Below are 16,957 nucleotides of genomic sequence, written 5' to 3'. Positions count from 1 at the left end.
TTCGGTAAGGAGGAGATTCCTTTGCGGACATACGAAAAAGTCAGGGGAGCACCGGTTTTTTTTGCCAATAATGAAAATCAGGCAGGATATATTGCAGATATTGTTTTTTCATTTAAAGAAGCTAAAATTGCCGGTTACTGGGTGCATACGAAGCGCTGGTGGTCAAAAAGAAGGTTTCTATCCTTAAACAGGGCAGTGCATGAACCTGGAGGTACTGTATCTGCAGAGTCAGAGGCATGTCTGGAAAGGGCGCCGAAAGAATGCAGCAGATTTTCCGATGGTAAAAAGCGCATTTTTGGAACTTTGCTGTTAAATGAGGCCGGTTCAGTAATCGGGCTTATAGAGGATGTATATTATCTGCCGGAAACGGGCAAGATTGTAGGGTACGAGCTGACGGAAGGTTTATTTGCAGATTTACAAAAAGGGATTAAGGTGATTAAGCCTAAGATTCCAGTTGAAATTAAAGGCAGAACCTTCATTGTCCGGACCGATTTATAAACTCTGGAGGCCCATATGCGCTGCCCTAACTGTAAAGGAAAAGATATTGGAAAAATTGGAACAAACCAGTACTACTGCTGGACGTGCTTTATCGAGCTGTCGATAACGGACGGGCGCTTCTGCCTTCATCAGGTGGAAGCTGACGGTTCATTAAGCTCTCTTGACGATTTGTTTGGTGAAGAAGAGCGTCAGATTAAAGCTGAGTAGCCGAACAATGAAGCCGGTCTTATATAAGGCCGGCTTATTTATGCTTAATTAGGGGAGGATAATATTGGAGACACAATTTAAGCAGCTTGCTTTAAAGCTTGCAACCCTCCTGTTAGCAGGGCTGGCAGTTCTGCTGTTTATCCATATTTTCACTCTGCTGCAGCCCCTGTTAATAATTGCTGGCAGGATTCTTCTGCCCTTTTTAATCGCAGGGCTGATTACTTATTTGCTGCACCCTGTTGTAGAATTTTTAGAGAATCAGAGAATACCCAGGGCTTTAAGCATTTTGATTATTTACAGTCTGTTTCTGGCTGGTTTTATATGGATACTCCTAAGAGGGACCCCTTATATACTGAAGGAAGGCCAGGAATTGCTTGATCAGCTGCCTTTTATGTCAGAGACATACAGGAGTTTTGTTAATACAATTCACGAACAGACAGAGACGCTTCCCTCCGCCTTTCAGGAAAGGGCAAATTCATGGGTGGAAAACGTAGAAATATGGATAGCAGAATCCCTGGAACACATAGGCGGGTTATTAAAACAAGTGTTTGACTGGCTGCTGCTGCTGATTGTCATCCCTTTTCTTGTTTTTTATTTGTTAAAGGATATAAAGCTTTTAAAAAAAATCAGCTGGTACCTTACACCTGATAAATACAGGCACGAAGGTGCGCAGATGATTAAGGAGATTGATCACTCCCTCGGTAATTATATTCGTGGACAGCTGATCGTCTGTGCGGTAGTAGGGATACTTGCCTATATCGGATTTTTACTAATCAATATGCCTTACGCAGTACTTCTTGCAGTTTTCATAGGTTTTACGAATATTATTCCGTATTTTGGCCCGATTATCGGGACCGTCCCTGTTCTGTTCATTGCTCTGACTGAATCTGTTCAGCTTGTCGCGCTGGCACTCGCTGTAACGGTTGCCGTTCAGATAGTGGAAAGCAATCTGCTAGCTCCTGTGATTGTTGGAAAAACGCTTCATATGCACCCGGTCCTGATTATTTTTGCACTGGTGGCAGGAGGAGAACTTGCTGGGATCGCCGGACTGATATTATCTGTTCCGTTACTTACTGTAATAAAAGTAATTTTGCTTCATGTTCGGGGAACGATGAGAAAAAGGAGAGGAATTTATTAATTTTCCCCCTTCCTGGGCCTCGTTCAATGATGTAAATACAACTGCTGGGCAGCAGTGGATTTTTGAACATATGTTGACAAAAGAAGTTGTTATTTTTATAATGCATATATATTTAACGATAATAATGAAATTGATGAAGGAACAGAATTGTTAAAGTCCATCACCAGAGAGGAATTTCCAAGGCTGAAAGAAATTCCGGATGAAGGTTAACAATCAGCTACTCCTGAGAGCAGGCAAAACCTGCCGGTACACGGCCGTTATTCGTGTCGAGGTGGCAAACCATTAAGGACAGTTTTCCTTTATGTTTGTAACCAGGGTGGTACCGCGTGACTAATACTCTCGTCCCTGTTCAGGGATGGGAGTTTTTTTGTACAAAAAACTAAATAACAAGGAGGAAATACCCATGAAACGGCATAGTTCTGCTGAAGTAAGGCAAATGTTTTTGGATTTTTTCAAAGAGAAAGGCCACAATATTGAACCGAGTGCCCCTCTTGTACCGCATGAAGATCCGTCATTATTATGGATTAACAGCGGGGTTGCAACTTTAAAGAAATATTTTGATGGAAGAGTAATTCCTGAAAACCCGCGTATTGCTAATGCTCAAAAGTCAATTCGAACTAATGATATTGAAAATGTGGGGAAAACTGCAAGGCACCATACTTTTTTCGAGATGCTTGGCAATTTTTCCATTGGAGACTATTTCAAAAAGGAAGCAATCCTCTGGGCATGGGAGTTTCTTACGAGCGAAAAATGGATTGCCTTTGACCCGGATAAGCTCTCCGTAACTATTTATCCGGATGATGATGAGGCATTTGATATCTGGAATAAGGAAATAGGCCTCCCTGAAGAGAGAATTATCCGTCTGAAGGAAAACTTCTGGGATATCGGAGAAGGCCCATGCGGACCGAATACGGAGATTTTCTATGACCGTGGAGAAGAGTATGGTAATGACCCGGAAGATCCGGAACTTTTCCCAGGTGGAGAAAATGAACGTTATCTTGAAGTGTGGAACTTAGTTTTTTCCCAGTTTAACCATAATGCTGACGGCAGCTACACTCCCCTTCCTAAGAAGAATATTGATACAGGTATGGGCCTTGAGAGAATGGTTTCTGTTATCCAGGATGCAAGGACTAACTTTGACACAGACCTGTTCCTTCCTATTATTGGAAAGACAGAAGAAATATCAGGAGAAAAATATGGAGAAACTAAAGCAAAAGATACTGCTTTCAAAGTAATTGCTGACCATATTCGTACTGTTTCTTTTGCTGTATCTGATGGTGCTTTGCCTTCCAATGAAGGAAGAGGCTATGTATTAAGACGACTTCTTCGCAGGGCGGTTCGTTTCGCAAAGCAAATTAATATAGAACGCCCGTTTATGTATGAACTTGTACCTGTAGTAGGAGAGGTCATGGAGGACTTTTATCCGGAAGTAAAGGAAAAACAGGAATTCCTCCAGAAAGTAATTAAAAATGAGGAAGAGAGATTTCATGAAACACTGAATGAAGGACTCTCCATTCTGAACCGTATACTGGAGCTTGCGAAAGAAAGCAAAGAATCTGTTATTCCAGGGGAGGATGTATTCCGTCTTTACGATACGTATGGATTCCCGGTGGACCTTACGGAAGAGTATGTGGAGGAAGAAGGATTTACGATTGACCGGGAAGGCTTTGAAGCAGAAATGAAAAAGCAAAGAGAACGGGCAAGAACTGCACGACAGGATACAGGATCTATGCAGACGCAGGATGAAGTTCTCGGCGGGATAAAAACAGAAAGTGCTTTTACCGGTTATGATGTTCTTGAGAGCCCGGCAGTAGTTAAAGTAATCGTAAAAGAGAAAGAAATTGCTGATTCCGCAGCAGAAGGAGAGACTGTACAGATAATCACTGATGTAACACCGTTTTACGCAGAGAGCGGCGGGCAGATTGCAGACCATGGTATATTTGAAAACAGCACTGCTGTACTGGAAGTAACAGATGTACAAAAGGCTCCAAACGGGCAGAATCTTCATACAGTCAAAGTAATCAAAGGCAATGTGGAGACTGGAATGGAAATTACTGCAAAAGTAAATGAGCAGAATCGTAAAGGGGTTATTAAAAACCATACGGCAACCCATCTGCTTCACCAGGCATTAAAGGATGTTCTTGGAGAGCATGTAAATCAGGCAGGTTCCCGGGTAGCTGAAGACCGGCTGAGATTCGATTTCTCCCACTTTGGACAGGTCGAATCAGACGAAATGGAGAAGATTGAACAGATCGTCAATGAAAAAGTATGGGGCGGTATCCTCGTTAACACGATGTTTACCAGCCTGAGTGAAGCGAAGGAAATGGGTGCCATGGCACTCTTCGGGGAAAAATACGGAGATACAGTCCGGGTCGTTCAAGTAGGCGACTACAGCCTCGAACTGTGCGGCGGCTGCCATGTAAGCAACACAGCAGAAATAGGCTTATTTAAAATTGTTTCTGAAGCAGGTATTGGAGCAGGTGTACGCCGTATAGAAGCTGTAACTGGAAAATTTGCATATGAATATATGAACGGACAGGTTGATGTGCTCAAGGAAGCTGCAGGCCTGCTGAAAGCAAAATTAAATGATGTCCCGTACCGCATTGAACAGCTGCAGAAACAACTGAAGGAATCAGAAAGACAGAATGAATCTCTCGCAGCTAAAATGAGCCAGCTTGAAGCAGGCAGTATTTTAGACGACATGACGGAATCAGGCGGCGTACCAGTGCTTGCCAAACAAGTAAATGTACCGGATATGAACAGACTGCGTCAGCTGGCGGATTCACTGAAAGCTAAAGTGGATTCTGGTATCCTGGTCCTTGCAGCAGTGAATAACGGGAAAGTAAATATTGTGGCGAGTGTTTCCAAAGATCTTATAGAAGAGGGCCATCATGCCGGAAAACTGGTGAAGGAAGTCGCCACCCGCTGCGGAGGCGGTGGAGGAGGCCGTCCTGATATGGCACAGGCTGGAGGAAAAGACCCTGATAAGTTACAGGAAGCTTTGAAAATTATTCCTGAATTAGTAAAAAGCGATTACTAATTAACAGTAATTCGTGTACAATAAAAGGACAAGGGCAGATGGACGTGTTAATTTCTGCTGACTTTCCTGCCATTTCCTTCAAAATGGAGAGAGGTGTAAAGAATGAGTTCAATGGACAATACAATGAAATTTAACTTTAATGATGAATCAATGGATGAAGACGTAAGAGATGTACTGCTTACGGTGTACTCTTCTCTGGAAGAAAAAGGGTACAACCCTATTAACCAGATCGTTGGTTATTTATTATCGGGAGACCCGGCTTATATCCCACGATATAATGATGCAAGGACACTCATCCGGAAAATAGAGCGGGACGAAATTATTGAGGAACTTGTGAGGTCCTATTTGTCCAGCCATGATGCCGAGAGGAAAAAATGAAGGTCCTGGGACTGGATGTAGGCACCCGTACGATCGGGGTGGCTGTAAGTGATGCAATGGGCTGGACTGCTCAAGGTCTGGAAACAATCAAGCGCGCTGAAGGAAATGAGGAAAAAGATTTTCTGAGGCTGGATGAAATAATTAGAGAGCATGATGTGGAAACTATTGTAGTAGGACTGCCTAAAAACATGAATGGAACGATTGGCCCAAGCGGGGAAATGTGCCAGGAATTCGCGGAAAAGATTAAGGACAGAACAAAATTAAAAACAGAATTATGGGATGAACGTTTAACAACTGTCTCAGCGGAAAAAATGTTAATAGCTGCAGATGTGAGCCGGAAGAAAAGGAAAAAAGTTATTGATAAAATGGCTGCAGTAATGATTCTTCAGGGATATCTCGACCGGCATCAGTAAAGCTTGTTTGTAAATTGAAAGGAGGCAGCACAAATGTCCGATTATAAAATGAACCTACCTCAAGGTGATGAAGACCGTATTATCGTCCCGGATGAAAATGGTGATGAACATTTATTCGAAATTCTTTTTACTTTCGATGTTGACTCAACTGGCAGTTCATATATGGTTTTAGTACCAGAAGGGTCAGGAGATGACGAAGAGGGAGAAGTGGAAGTGACAGCTTTCAGATATGAAGAACCTGAAGGTGAAGACCTGTCCCTCTTCCCTATTGAAACAGATGAAGAGTGGGATATGGTTGAAGAACTTCTTAACACCTTTTCAGAGGAAGAAGAAGAGAGTCACTAAGTTAAAATAATACTGAAAAAGACTGCAGAAGCGAATCTGCAGTCTTTTTTTGGAATTTAATCAGCAAGCCTGTCGAGGATACCTTTCTCTGTCTAAACGTATACTGAGGAGCAGAGAGGGAAAAGCTCGCTTATAGAATATCATTTGACTTTAAGAAAGCACTTGTATAAAGTAAGAAATTCAGCGAATAAAGAGAATAATGTAGTTTGTTTCATACATGAATGAATTTTATATATAGGCTCTGAATAAAAAAAGAAAACATTACATTTCGATTGCAGCGTAAGACGGCTGTGACTGTCTCTTCCTCTGACAGCTTAACTCCGTAGAATATCCGTCGAGACAACTCGACGCATTTGCGGGGAAGAAGATGCTCGTTTTTGCGGGAACAGCGCGAGCTGAAAATCCATTTTTGACGGCGTTCATCCGTCAAAAATTAGTTGAAGCCGTGCCCGCAGAACGCGTCCGTCTGAAGCGTAAATCGAACAATAAAGTAACATTTTAAGATAGTGTTCGTATTAAAGATTAAAATCTTGAATTTTGAAATTCATACACATAAAAGAAAGCAACAGGCTTCATTCGACAGAAAACATCGAAAAATTTTTAACATCATAGTATAATGGATTAGTGCGAAAGGGGGATAATAAGTGTCAGATAAAAAGGATCCAAAAGATATACATGTTTCAAAACTGGTAGAGAGACAGAAAGAAGCCAGCATCGTAAGAAAAATTGTTTTAGTTTGTTTCATAGTTCTCATTCTTATAATAGGCGGGGCAGTTTTCGGAGCTTATCAGTATGTGATGGGAGCTCTTGAGCCAGTTGATGAAACAGATGATGAAATGATCGAAGTGAATATCCCGATAGGCTCTTCTACCACAGGGATAGGTGAGATACTTGCAGAACATGATCTTATAAACAGTTCTACTTTATTTCGTGTGTATGTCAGGTACAGAAATGAGGAAGGGTTTCAGGCGGGAGATTATGAACTGAGCCGTTCCATGGATATGGATGAAATTATTACTGAACTAAAAGAGGGAACAGTTTACCAGGATTATGAGCTGACATTTACCATTCCGGAAGGCAGATGGCTTGAACAAATTGTCGGTATTGTTTCAAATGAGACGAATATTGAAGCAGAAGAACTGGCAGATCTGCTCCAGGATGAAGAATATATTGAGGATTTAATCGAACGTTATACAATGCTTGAGGAAGTTATACTGGATGAGGATATAAGATATCCTCTGGAAGGTTATCTGTTCCCGGCAAGATATGACTTCGTTGATGAAGAAATTACACCTGAACAATTGGTAGAGACCATGCTTGACCGCACGGCGGCAGTTTTAGACCATTACGAGGTAGGCTCTCAGGAACTATCCTATCACGAGGTACTGACCATCGCTTCTATTATTGAGGGAGAAGCCAGAAACGATGAAGAACGTGAAAGAGTCTCAGGTGTTATCAGTAACAGGATCATTGCTAATATGCCTCTGCAAATGGATCCAACAATCGCATATGCTCATGGAGAACATTTTTCGAGAACGCTCAATGAACATCTGGAGATTGATTCACCATATAACACATACAGAAATACTGGCTTACCGCCTGGACCAATAAATAATCCAGGGGAACAGTCTATAAGAGCAGCACTCGCTCCAGAGAACCATGGTTATTTATACTTCTACCATTCTCCGGAAGGAGAAGTGTTCTTTACAGAAACATACGAAGAACACCAGGAAGTGTTACGAGAGCATCGCCCTGACTAAAGCTGGTAAAAATGATAAATAAGGAAAGAGGATGTGAAAGTTCGCATTCTCTTTCTCTTTGTGATAAAATATATCGGTCAAAACACCAAACAAAATTTAGCAGGCTCTGTGTTCTCTCTAAAACAGAGACAAGCCTGAAAAAGAGCAGCCAGGGAGGCGCTTTTTTTATGAAAAAACAAAACATAACAGAAGAATATATCAATGGTCTCCTTCCCCAAAGAACACCGCTTCTGGAGGAGATGGAGAAATATGCAGAGGAACATGGGGTTCCTATTATGGAACAGACCGGAATAAAACTGCTCCTTCAAATTCTTGAGATCCACCAGCCGGCCAGAATACTCGAAGTAGGTGCGGCGATAGGATACTCTGCTATCCGAATGGCTGAAGCTGTTCCTCATGCTGAGATATACACTATGGAACGGGATGAAGAGAGGGCGGAGGCAGCCAGGGACAATATAAATAAGGCTGGCCTTTCCAAGAGAATTTTCCTTCTTGAAGGGGATGCACTTGATCTCAAAAAAGAAGCAGCCGACAATGGCCCGTTCGACGTCTTATTTATCGATGCAGCTAAAGGCCAGTATGAAAGATTCTTTGATCTTTATGCTCCTCTTGTATTACCTGGAGGCCTTATTATTTCAGATAACGTTCTGTTTAAGGGGATGGTTTCAGGTGAAACTGAATTAACTTCTAAACGAGTGGAAAGTATGGTAAACAAATTGAGGAAGTTTAATGAAAGACTTATGAAAGATTCCTCTTTTTCTTCAATGATCTATCCTGTCGGTGACGGGGTAATGGTCAGCAGAAAAAAAGTGCTGAATGGCGGTGAACAAGAATGAAAAAACCTGAATTATTAGTTACTCCTGTTTCTCCAGTTAATGGGGAAGAGTTAATTAAAGCTGGTGCGACTGCACTGCTTATAGGTGAAGAAGCATATGGGCTGAGACTTGCAGGAGAGTTTAACCGGGAGGATGTTAAAGAAACCGTCCGTATCGCACATAAGCACGGAGTAAAGGTCTATGTGGCGGTAAACGCGCTGTTTCATAATGACATGCTTAATGGACTTCCTGATTATATAAAGTTCCTCAGCGAAGCAAATGTTGATGCAGTAGTTTTTGGCGACCCTGGTGTATTAATGACAGTGCGGGAAACAGCTCCGGATATGAAACTGCACTGGAACACAGAAACTACGGCTACAAACTGGTATACGGCAAATTATTGGGGCAGGAAAGGCGCGAAACGTGCTGTACTTGCCAGGGAACTGAATATGGACGCTATTCTTGAGATTAAAGAGAATGCCGAAGTGGAAATAGAAGTTCAGGTACAGGGAATGACTTGCATGTTCCAGTCCAGGCGAACCTTGCTGGGTAATTATATGGAATTCCAGGGGAAGGACCTTAAGGTGGAAGGACGCAGTAAGGACAGAAGCCTGTACTTGCACGATCCTGAACGGGAGGCAAAGTACCCTGTATGGGAAGATAAAAATGGAACACACATAATGAGTCCAAAAGATATATGTATTATTGATGAATTGGAAGAACTCCTTGAAGGGAAAATCGATTCCCTGAAAATTGACGGGATTTTAAAAGATGGTGACTATCTCGTTAAAGCCACTAAGCTTTATCGCCAGGCTATTGATCTATATTTTGAAGACCCTGATCAGTATGACGAGAAGCGGGAATATTTCCTTGATGAAATAAAAAAAATTCAGCCTCCTAACAGAGACGTAGATACAGGATTCTTCTTTAAAGAAACCGTTTATTAGAAGGCTCTGCTTTTTAAAAAGAGTTAACTTGATTGTAGCGTAAGGTGCGAGACGCCTTCGGGAATAGCATTAGGCGAAGATCCCGCAGGAAGTGCTCTTTTAACTTCCGAGGAAGCTGAGGCAATGCCCGAGGCAAGCGAGCGTCCTGAAGCTAAATCAACTGCAAAGTTATAAGAAAGGAGCGGCCGCGATGGAGAAAACAGCAGTTAAATCAGCTGAAGGAAAACGTGTAATAACAAAAAAACCAGAACTTCTGGCTCCAGCAGGAAACCTTGAAAAGTTAAAAATTGCCGTTCATTACGGCGCTGATGCGGTCTTTATAGGAGGGCGGGAATTTGGCCTGCGCTCCAATGCAGGGAATTTCTCAATGGAAGAAATGGCAGAAGGTGTACAGTTCGCGAAAAAATATGGAGCAAGAATATATGTAACTACAAATATTTTCGCCCATAACGAAAACATGGAAGGCCTGGAAGAGTATTTGAAAGGGATTGAGGAAGCAGGTGTTGCAGGAATAATTGTCGCTGATCCTCTAATAATTGAAGCTTGTAAACGGGCGGCACCAAAACTGGAAATACATTTGTCCACGCAGCAGTCCCTGACTAACTGGCAGGCTGTTAAGTTCTGGAAAGAAGAAGGACTTGAAAGAGTAGTGCTGGCACGGGAAGTTGGACTCCAGGAAATGCTTGAAATGAAAAAGAATGTGGATATTGAGATTGAGACATTTATCCACGGGGCGATGTGTATTGCTTATTCAGGCCGTTGTGTACTTAGTAATCATATGACTGCCAGAGACTCAAACAGAGGCGGATGCTGCCAGTCCTGCCGCTGGGATTATTTCCTTTATGAAGACGGAGAGGACATGACCAGCAGCGAGGCATTATTTGCTGAAACAGATTCACCGTTTGCAATGTCTCCAAAGGACCTTAATTTAATTGAGTCAATACCTAAACTTGTAGAGGCTGGAATAGACAGCCTGAAAATCGAAGGCAGAATGAAATCTATCCACTATGTAGCAACAGTAGTCAGTGTTTACCGGAAAGTGATCGATGCGTACTGTGCAGACCCTGATAACTTTAAAATTAAACGGGAGTGGCTGGAAGAGCTTGCAAAATGTGCAAACCGGCCTGCAGCCCCTGCGTTCTTTGAAAATACACCAGGGTATAAAGAGCAGATGTTTGGCATTCATGGAGAGAAACCAGCCTATGATTTCGCCGGCCTCGTGCTTGATTACGATCCTGAAACTGAAATAGTAACTCTTCAGCAGCGTAACTTCTTCCGCCCGGGAGATGAAGTGGAGTTTTTCGGCCCGGAAATAGATAACTTTACACAGAAGGTAGACAAGCTATGGGATGAAAAAGGCAGGGAGCTTGATGCGGCCCGTCATCCGCTTCAGATCGTGAAATTTAAGGCAGAAAAGCCTGTGTACCGTAATAACATGATGAGAAAGGGAGCATTTTAATGGAGAAAAAGCCTGTTATAATCGGTGTTGCAGGTGGTTCAGGCTCTGGCAAGACAACTGTAGCAAGAGAGATATACAATAAATTTGAACAACAGCAAATACTGATGATCGCTCAGGACGCTTATTATAAGGATCAGACTCATCTTCCAATGGAAGAGCGACTGAAAACGAATTACGACCATCCTCTGGCATTTGATAACGATTTGCTGCTGGATCAGCTTAAAAAACTTATTAACCGTGAAACTATAGAACAGCCGGTATATGATTATGCAAAACATACAAGGTCAGATGATGTAACTATCATTGAACCGCGGGATGTTATCATACTTGAAGGAATATTAATTCTTGAAGATGAACGGCTGAGAGATATGATGGATATTAAGTTATTTGTTGATACAGATTCAGATGTGCGTATTATTCGCAGACTTATGCGTGATATTAAGGAGCGGGGGCGAACGATTGATTCTGTTATTGACCAGTATACTTCCGTTGTGCGTCCCATGCATCTTCAATTCATCGAACCTACGAAGCGTTATGCAGATATAATCGTCCCTGAGGGAGGCCATAACCAGGTTGCGATAGATTTAATGGTTACAAAAATTAAAACCATTCTTGAAGAAAAATCGATTTTGTAATAGCATTAGATAAACAAGGAAAAAGTTGTTAGAAACGGTAAAGAATACTTTATGTATGCTTGTAAAACAGCGCTCCAGTGGGCTGCCTCCAAATGGGTGGCAGAATAACTGGGCGCTTCCCATTTATTTAAGAGAGACCGGGGCTCATGAGTATTAATTCTTTTAGGTGGAAATACTACTCAAAATTTATACTGTAAAGGGCCTTTATAAATAAATTATTAATCAATTTTTTGTTCAGGCTTCATATGGTTAAACAAAGCCGTTTCCTGATAGCTTTAATTTCAAACGAATGCTTGTAAAATAGACTAATGTAAGCGTTCGCTAAGAGGAACCTTGATTTAGTTTGGAGGAGTGAAAGAGATGACAGAAGAAAAACATTATATGACCACAGAAGGTAAGGAAAAGCTGGAGAAAGAACTGGAGTATTTAAAAACGGAGCGCCGTAAGGAAGTTGTTGAGCGTATAAAAGTGGCCCGCAGTTTCGGCGACCTTTCAGAGAACTCTGAGTATGATTCAGCGAAAGAAGAACAGGCTTTTGTAGAAGGAAGAATTAATCAGCTGGAAAAAATGATCCGCAATGCCCACATTATTGAAGATGATGGAGATAACTCTTCTATCGTCTCACTTGGCAAAACAGTTACTTTTAAGGAACTGCCGGATGGAGAAGAGGAAGAATATACAATTGTCGGACGTGCAGAAGCCGATCCAATTGAGGGGAAAATATCCAACGATTCGCCAATGGCCCAAAGCCTTATGGGCAAAACAATTGGCGACCAGGTATCTGTAAGCACACCTGGCGGAGATATCAGAGTAGAAATAACAAAAGTAAGCTGAATATATTTTTTACTATTGATCCCGCTGCAAGCTATTCCAGTTTGCAGCGGGATTTTTATATTGCGCTCCTCAGAAGCAGAAGGGTCTAACGTACTAAACTTTTTGTTACGGACATACATTCGTAATTACTATCGAATTTTTTGACGACATCCCTTATAATAGTTTTAGTGAAAGGAAAAAGGAGGAGTTTTTTTATATGAGTCAGTATGGATCTTATACACGGCGCAGTGAATTGAGAAAAAAGCGCCGGATGAATATATGGTTGAACGGTCTTATTGGAGTAGCGGTTCTCGCAATTTTGTTTGTCGGGGGCTCAATGATATTTGGAGGGGGTTCTGAGCCTGTAACTCAAAATGATACTAATCAAAATGAAGAGCAGGATAACGGCCCGCTGAACATCCCGGAGGCTGATGCTGAAGATGAAAACACAGAGGAGAGTAACAGCGTTTTTAACATAAATACGGCTGATAATGAGGAGAACAACCTAAATAATAATAATGAGGGTAATTCGGAAAATAATAACGAGAATAATGAAGAAAATAACAACAATGACGATAACAATGAGAACAATGAAGAAAATAACGATAACAACGACGAACGCCCTGAAACTGAGGGTAACTGGGAGCCGATAGGTACCGTACAAAGTGAGCCTTTCACAATTTCTTTTGAGCGGGGCAGTACGAACTGGAATGAAATGGTACAGGCTTTAACGTATGCAACAGGTCTGAGCGAAGATGAAATGACTTTATGGCGTATTGAAAACGGCGGGGATCAAAAATCTGCTGTTGGAACATTAAGTACTCCGGAAAACAGCAATACACCATATCAGGTGCGCATCGAATGGGTAACTAACGAAGGATGGATGCCTGTATCAGTAGAACGATTAAACAGCAATCCATATAATTAATAGTAAAAGGTAGCGGGAGCACCATTCCCGCTGCCTTTATAATTTTATTTTTTTTCTGCCTTAAAATGCACTACTGCTGTATATAAACGCTGGCCTGTTTTCGGATCGAACGCTGTATTATGCTGAACATGGTGCACGCCGAGCATAATCGCCTGATTATCTTCAATCTTTTCAGTAATTTGTTTTTCTAATGCTTCTATACTCCCTGCTTCAAAAAATTCAACTTTATCTTTCAAAGGATTCGTCTGGATAAACATAATCATTTCCACCTCACTGTTTTTCTCATCTATAGGATAGCTGATGTACTCGCGAATGACAAATACTGAATCTTTTTCCCGGAAGTCAGGCTATGGCGCATTTTTACCTTTAACTTGTTCAGCAAGAATACTGGGGTGTGCATGTAAAACGGTTATGCCTTGTTATTGGATACCTGATTCGTTATTATGTAAAAAGAGTTAATAATGCTTAACAGAAAGAAGGTATTCCCATGAAAATCGGTATAATTGGAGCGATGGAAGAAGAGGTTGAACTTCTCAGATCTAAAATGGATATAGAAGACAAAACAGAGATTGCCGGCTGTGAATTAATTTCCGGAAAGCTGGAAGGCGTTGATGTAGTTCTCTCAAAATCAGGCATCGGCAAAGTAAACGCAGCAATAAGCACTACACTAATGAATCAGCTGTTTCAGCCGGATTACATAATAAATACAGGATCAGCGGGAGGTTTTCATAAGGAACTGTCTGTAGGCGACATCGTTGTTTCTACAGAAGTCAGGTATAATGATGTGGACGCTACTGTATTCGGCTACGAATTTGGCCAGGTTCCTCAAATGCCTGCATACTACAAGCCTGACAGCAAGCTTGTATCCGTTGCGGAAAGCTGTGCGGAAAGAACAGGCGTTAACTCTGTAAAAGGGCTTGTTATTTCAGGAGATTCCTTTATGAGCGATCAAGTACGGGTGGAAGAAATCCGCAGCAGATTTGCTGACCCGTATTGTTCGGAAATGGAAGCTGGCGCTATTGCACAGGTTTGCCATCAATTTCAGTGTCCGTTCGTGATTATACGGTCGCTTTCAGATGTGGCGGGCCAGGATGCAAGGGTGTCTTATGAGGAGTTCCTTGAAACAGCCTCTGTTAATTCAGCTAATATGGTGTTATTAATGCTTGGAGAGCTGAGAAATAAGTAAAAGGAAACTAAGAGGCCATCATACAGGTGGCCTCTTTTACAGAACATATTTCAATTATGGGCTATGGCTTTCAGTATATTTACAAAAAATTAGGAACAGGAAAAGGAAAAGGGGGGAGTATTGCATGGATTTACTTGCGTGGTTTGAAAAAGGATTGACAGTTGAACAATATAAAACTGAAATGAACGTAAATCATGAGAATATGGAATTGATTTATAACCGTTTTCAATTGAGTGAAACTGATAAAAGGCAACTTTCGACGCTGAATATTTCCGGAATAAAGGTACTTGTTTTAACCGAAGACTGGTGTGGGGATGCCATGCTAAACATTCCTGTCTTATTAAGAATTGCAGAACAAACAAAGATGGATGTCCGCTTTATTTTGCGGGATTCCAACCTGGAGCTGATGGATCAATATTTAACAAACGGAACATCCCGGTCGATCCCTATCTTTATTTTTATAAATCATGTGGGCGAGGAAAAGGTTATTTGGGGTCCCAGAGCTGGAGAGGTGCAGGATCTGGTTGACTCATTCAAATCTGAACTGCCAGACAAGGGAGCTGAAGATTTTCAGGAAAAACAAAAGAGTATGTTTAACCACCTTACGAAAACCTTCCTGGAAGATGAACAGATTTGGAAATATGTTTCCAGAAGCATAATAGAAAAATTAAAAACTATTTAAGGGGCAGTTCTGTCTGTAAGCCTGGGCTATAGGGGAAAGTGGAAACTATTACCGGCATTTTAAGCTTCCTGGTCATGTTATACTGTTCATAGTTTCATTGTTCATCTGCTTAATAGAGAGGTGGGTTAACATGACTGAAAAGAAGCTGCATGATATGAAAAATAAAGTAACCGATTTTAAAAGATTTGCATTTATCTTACTGGCAATCTCAGGATTTCTTACTGTCGGCTTAGCACTGCCAACAGAGTTCTCAGCTGGAGAACAGCAAGGTCTTCTGGCAGGTATAATAATTGTATTGTTAATTGCTGCTTACTTTTTCCATCGTCAGGCAATGAACACACAACACGAAATTAATGAAGAAGAATAAGTCAGGTGAACATGAAACGCTTATTCTTTAATATATAGCAGGGACAGGAAGTGCATCGGTTGCGATGTGCTTTTTTATTGTTTAGGAAATGGAAATTATAAAAGTTTAATTCTGTGGATAAGTCGTCCAGCTCCAGCGCTTACTCGTCGCAGGTAAAGAGTGTCGCTCGTGACCAAAGCGCTTGCGCTTTGGTTCTTTTACATCCCTGCAGGAACAGGAAGGGGAAGTGGGTTGCGTATTTAATCACTTCTTGACCCCCTTAATTTCCTGCAGTACGTGGGTGAGAATTCTTGCCGTAAGCCCCCAGATCACATTGCCTTCATACTCATAAAATTGCTCATTTACAAACGCAGTTCGCCAATTATAATTTTCTCCGTTTGGGATAAGGTGGAAAGGGAATTCCTCATCAGGCTCTACATTCAGAAAGATTTTATGTTCTTTTGGTTTCATCTCAAGAAGTTTTGATAATGGGACGAATAGAATTTCCTTCACTTCATCATCATTTTTCTTAAAGACTGTATCAGAGTCTATCAGGCCAAGAAATGGATAGAGCATAAAACGAAACGGGGTGATCATATAATCCAGGTCACCTGCGAGCCGTACCTTTGAAGGAGGTACTCCTAATTCTTCTTCCAGTTCCCTTAAGGCAGCATGTGCCGGAGAGCTGTCTGTATTATCTATTTTACCACCAGGAAAACAGATTTCCCCTGGCTGGCGGATATTTTGTGCTCTCACCTCAAAGACAAAATGAAGTTCCTCCCGTTTCTCCACAAGGGGCACGAGAATTGCAAATTCATTATAAAGTTCATGGTCCATCACGTTTGCTTTTCTGTTCCGGAAGTGCTCCAGCCATAGCGATTGTTTTTCATCCAACTATTTTCTCCCCCTTTAAAAGCAGTTATATAACTAATCATACCAAAAATCGGTCCGGTACTGCGACAGGAGAGTACTAAAGAAAAAAGGGACCCTCAGGACTAGTCCTGAAGGATCCCTTTTGTTCAGCTTATCTTAGTCAGGCTTTCCTGCCGGTAATCATATTGAAGATAAATACTATCAGCGCTATTACGAGAAGAATGTGCACTAATCCTCCTGCAACTTCAAAAATAAAGCCAAGTAACCATAGTACAATTAAAATTCCGATGATTGTCCAAAGCATGATTAATTCCTCCAATTGGTTATTTGTTAAGCATTTAGTTACGCTTGTTCGCTAATTTCCCGAAAAAAATATTTTTAAAACAAAATCATTATTTTTGGTAAATATTACCATGTAATGAAACAAGCGTACTTCCATTCATAAAGCCGTCACTTGCATAATAAAAATACCGCCTGTGAAAGGCGGTATTTAA

Annotated in this window: 20 protein-coding genes; 17 read left to right on the top strand and 3 right to left on the bottom strand. The window is 41.5% G+C overall.

Annotated elements, in window-relative coordinates; genetic code table 11:
- The first annotated feature begins 21 nt into the window (after positions 1 to 21).
- The 14 genes from BK582_RS23115 (at position 22) to BK582_RS23050 (ending at position 13,376) form a co-directional block, all read left to right on the top strand.
- Complete coding sequence (locus BK582_RS23115) at positions 22 to 498, top strand: PRC-barrel domain-containing protein (protein ID WP_078597289.1); 477 nt, start codon at positions 22 to 24, stop codon at positions 496 to 498.
- Positions 499 to 513: 15 nt separating this feature from the next.
- On the top strand, positions 514 to 705 hold the full coding sequence (locus BK582_RS23110) for a hypothetical protein (RefSeq protein ID WP_078597288.1): 192 nt from the start codon (positions 514 to 516) through the stop codon (positions 703 to 705).
- Positions 706 to 769: 64 nt separating this feature from the next.
- Complete coding sequence (locus BK582_RS23105; RefSeq protein ID WP_169911230.1) at positions 770 to 1,843, top strand: AI-2E family transporter; 1,074 nt, start codon at positions 770 to 772, stop codon at positions 1,841 to 1,843.
- A 403-nt stretch (positions 1,844 to 2,246) separates the two neighbouring features.
- Complete coding sequence (alaS, locus tag BK582_RS23100) at positions 2,247 to 4,883, top strand: alanine--tRNA ligase (protein ID WP_078597286.1); 2,637 nt, start codon at positions 2,247 to 2,249, stop codon at positions 4,881 to 4,883.
- A gap of 102 nt (positions 4,884 to 4,985) precedes the next feature.
- Positions 4,986 to 5,261 (top strand): IreB family regulatory phosphoprotein, encoded by a 276-nt coding sequence (locus BK582_RS23095; RefSeq protein WP_078597285.1) that lies wholly within the window; start codon positions 4,986 to 4,988, stop codon positions 5,259 to 5,261.
- Positions 5,258 to 5,674 (top strand): Holliday junction resolvase RuvX, encoded by a 417-nt coding sequence (gene ruvX, locus BK582_RS23090; protein ID WP_078597284.1) that lies wholly within the window; start codon positions 5,258 to 5,260, stop codon positions 5,672 to 5,674. The genes BK582_RS23095 and ruvX overlap by 4 nt, the downstream gene beginning before the upstream one ends.
- 33 nt (positions 5,675 to 5,707) lie before the next feature.
- Complete coding sequence (locus BK582_RS23085; protein WP_078597283.1) at positions 5,708 to 6,019, top strand: DUF1292 domain-containing protein; 312 nt, start codon at positions 5,708 to 5,710, stop codon at positions 6,017 to 6,019.
- Between the two features lie 644 nt (positions 6,020 to 6,663).
- On the top strand, positions 6,664 to 7,779 hold the full coding sequence (gene mltG / locus BK582_RS23080) for an endolytic transglycosylase MltG (RefSeq protein WP_078597282.1): 1,116 nt from the start codon (positions 6,664 to 6,666) through the stop codon (positions 7,777 to 7,779).
- A 167-nt stretch (positions 7,780 to 7,946) separates the two neighbouring features.
- On the top strand, positions 7,947 to 8,615 hold the full coding sequence (locus BK582_RS23075; RefSeq protein WP_078597281.1) for an O-methyltransferase: 669 nt from the start codon (positions 7,947 to 7,949) through the stop codon (positions 8,613 to 8,615).
- Complete coding sequence (locus tag BK582_RS23070) at positions 8,612 to 9,541, top strand: peptidase U32 family protein (RefSeq protein ID WP_078597280.1); 930 nt, start codon at positions 8,612 to 8,614, stop codon at positions 9,539 to 9,541. The genes BK582_RS23075 and BK582_RS23070 overlap by 4 nt, the downstream gene beginning before the upstream one ends.
- Before the next feature lie 190 nt (positions 9,542 to 9,731).
- Positions 9,732 to 11,000 (top strand): peptidase U32 family protein, encoded by a 1,269-nt coding sequence (locus BK582_RS23065; RefSeq protein WP_078597279.1) that lies wholly within the window; start codon positions 9,732 to 9,734, stop codon positions 10,998 to 11,000.
- Complete coding sequence (udk, locus tag BK582_RS23060; RefSeq protein WP_078597278.1) at positions 11,000 to 11,635, top strand: uridine kinase; 636 nt, start codon at positions 11,000 to 11,002, stop codon at positions 11,633 to 11,635. Before BK582_RS23065 ends, udk begins: the two co-directional genes overlap by 1 nt.
- A gap of 360 nt (positions 11,636 to 11,995) precedes the next feature.
- Positions 11,996 to 12,469, top strand: coding sequence for a transcription elongation factor GreA (gene greA, locus BK582_RS23055; protein ID WP_078597277.1), 474 nt, complete (start codon positions 11,996 to 11,998; stop codon positions 12,467 to 12,469).
- Between the two features lie 196 nt (positions 12,470 to 12,665).
- Positions 12,666 to 13,376 (top strand): YrrS family protein, encoded by a 711-nt coding sequence (locus BK582_RS23050; RefSeq protein ID WP_078597276.1) that lies wholly within the window; start codon positions 12,666 to 12,668, stop codon positions 13,374 to 13,376.
- Between the two features lie 44 nt (positions 13,377 to 13,420).
- On the opposite strand, the gene BK582_RS23045 is transcribed toward BK582_RS23050, so the two are convergent.
- A complete protein-coding gene (locus tag BK582_RS23045) occupies positions 13,421 to 13,633 on the bottom strand; it encodes a DUF2536 family protein (protein WP_078597275.1) in 213 nt (70 codons plus the stop codon).
- Between the two features lie 230 nt (positions 13,634 to 13,863).
- Here BK582_RS23045 and mtnN point away from each other — a divergent pair, with 230 nt between their 5' ends.
- The 3 genes from mtnN to BK582_RS23030 all read left to right on the top strand — a co-directional run bounded on the left by mtnN (position 13,864) and on the right by BK582_RS23030 (position 15,611).
- The gene (mtnN, locus tag BK582_RS23040; protein WP_078597274.1) at positions 13,864 to 14,562 is read left to right on the top strand and encodes a 5'-methylthioadenosine/S-adenosylhomocysteine nucleosidase; all 699 of its coding nucleotides are present in this window, start codon (positions 13,864 to 13,866) and stop codon (positions 14,560 to 14,562) included.
- 124 nt (positions 14,563 to 14,686) lie between these two features.
- On the top strand, positions 14,687 to 15,244 hold the full coding sequence (locus BK582_RS23035) for a thioredoxin family protein (protein WP_078597273.1): 558 nt from the start codon (positions 14,687 to 14,689) through the stop codon (positions 15,242 to 15,244).
- A gap of 130 nt (positions 15,245 to 15,374) precedes the next feature.
- Positions 15,375 to 15,611 carry a YrhC family protein gene (locus BK582_RS23030; protein ID WP_078597272.1) on the top strand — a complete coding sequence of 79 codons (237 nt, stop codon included), beginning with the start codon at positions 15,375 to 15,377 and terminating at the stop codon, positions 15,609 to 15,611.
- Positions 15,612 to 15,854: 243 nt separating this feature from the next.
- On the opposite strand, the gene BK582_RS23025 is transcribed toward BK582_RS23030, so the two are convergent.
- A complete protein-coding gene (locus BK582_RS23025) occupies positions 15,855 to 16,484 on the bottom strand; it encodes an NUDIX hydrolase (RefSeq protein ID WP_078597271.1) in 630 nt (209 codons plus the stop codon).
- Positions 16,485 to 16,623: 139 nt separating this feature from the next.
- Positions 16,624 to 16,767, bottom strand: coding sequence for a lmo0937 family membrane protein (locus BK582_RS26620; RefSeq protein WP_134163595.1), 144 nt, complete (start codon positions 16,765 to 16,767; stop codon positions 16,624 to 16,626).
- Between the last annotated feature and the right edge of the window lie 190 nt (positions 16,768 to 16,957).

The organism is Evansella clarkii (genome assembly GCF_002019695.1).
In the GTDB taxonomy this organism is placed as follows: domain Bacteria; phylum Bacillota; class Bacilli; order Bacillales; family Salisediminibacteriaceae; genus Evansella; species Evansella clarkii.
The sequence above is the reverse complement of the archived record's forward strand: the minus strand, read 5'-3'. Positions and strand labels throughout refer to the sequence as shown.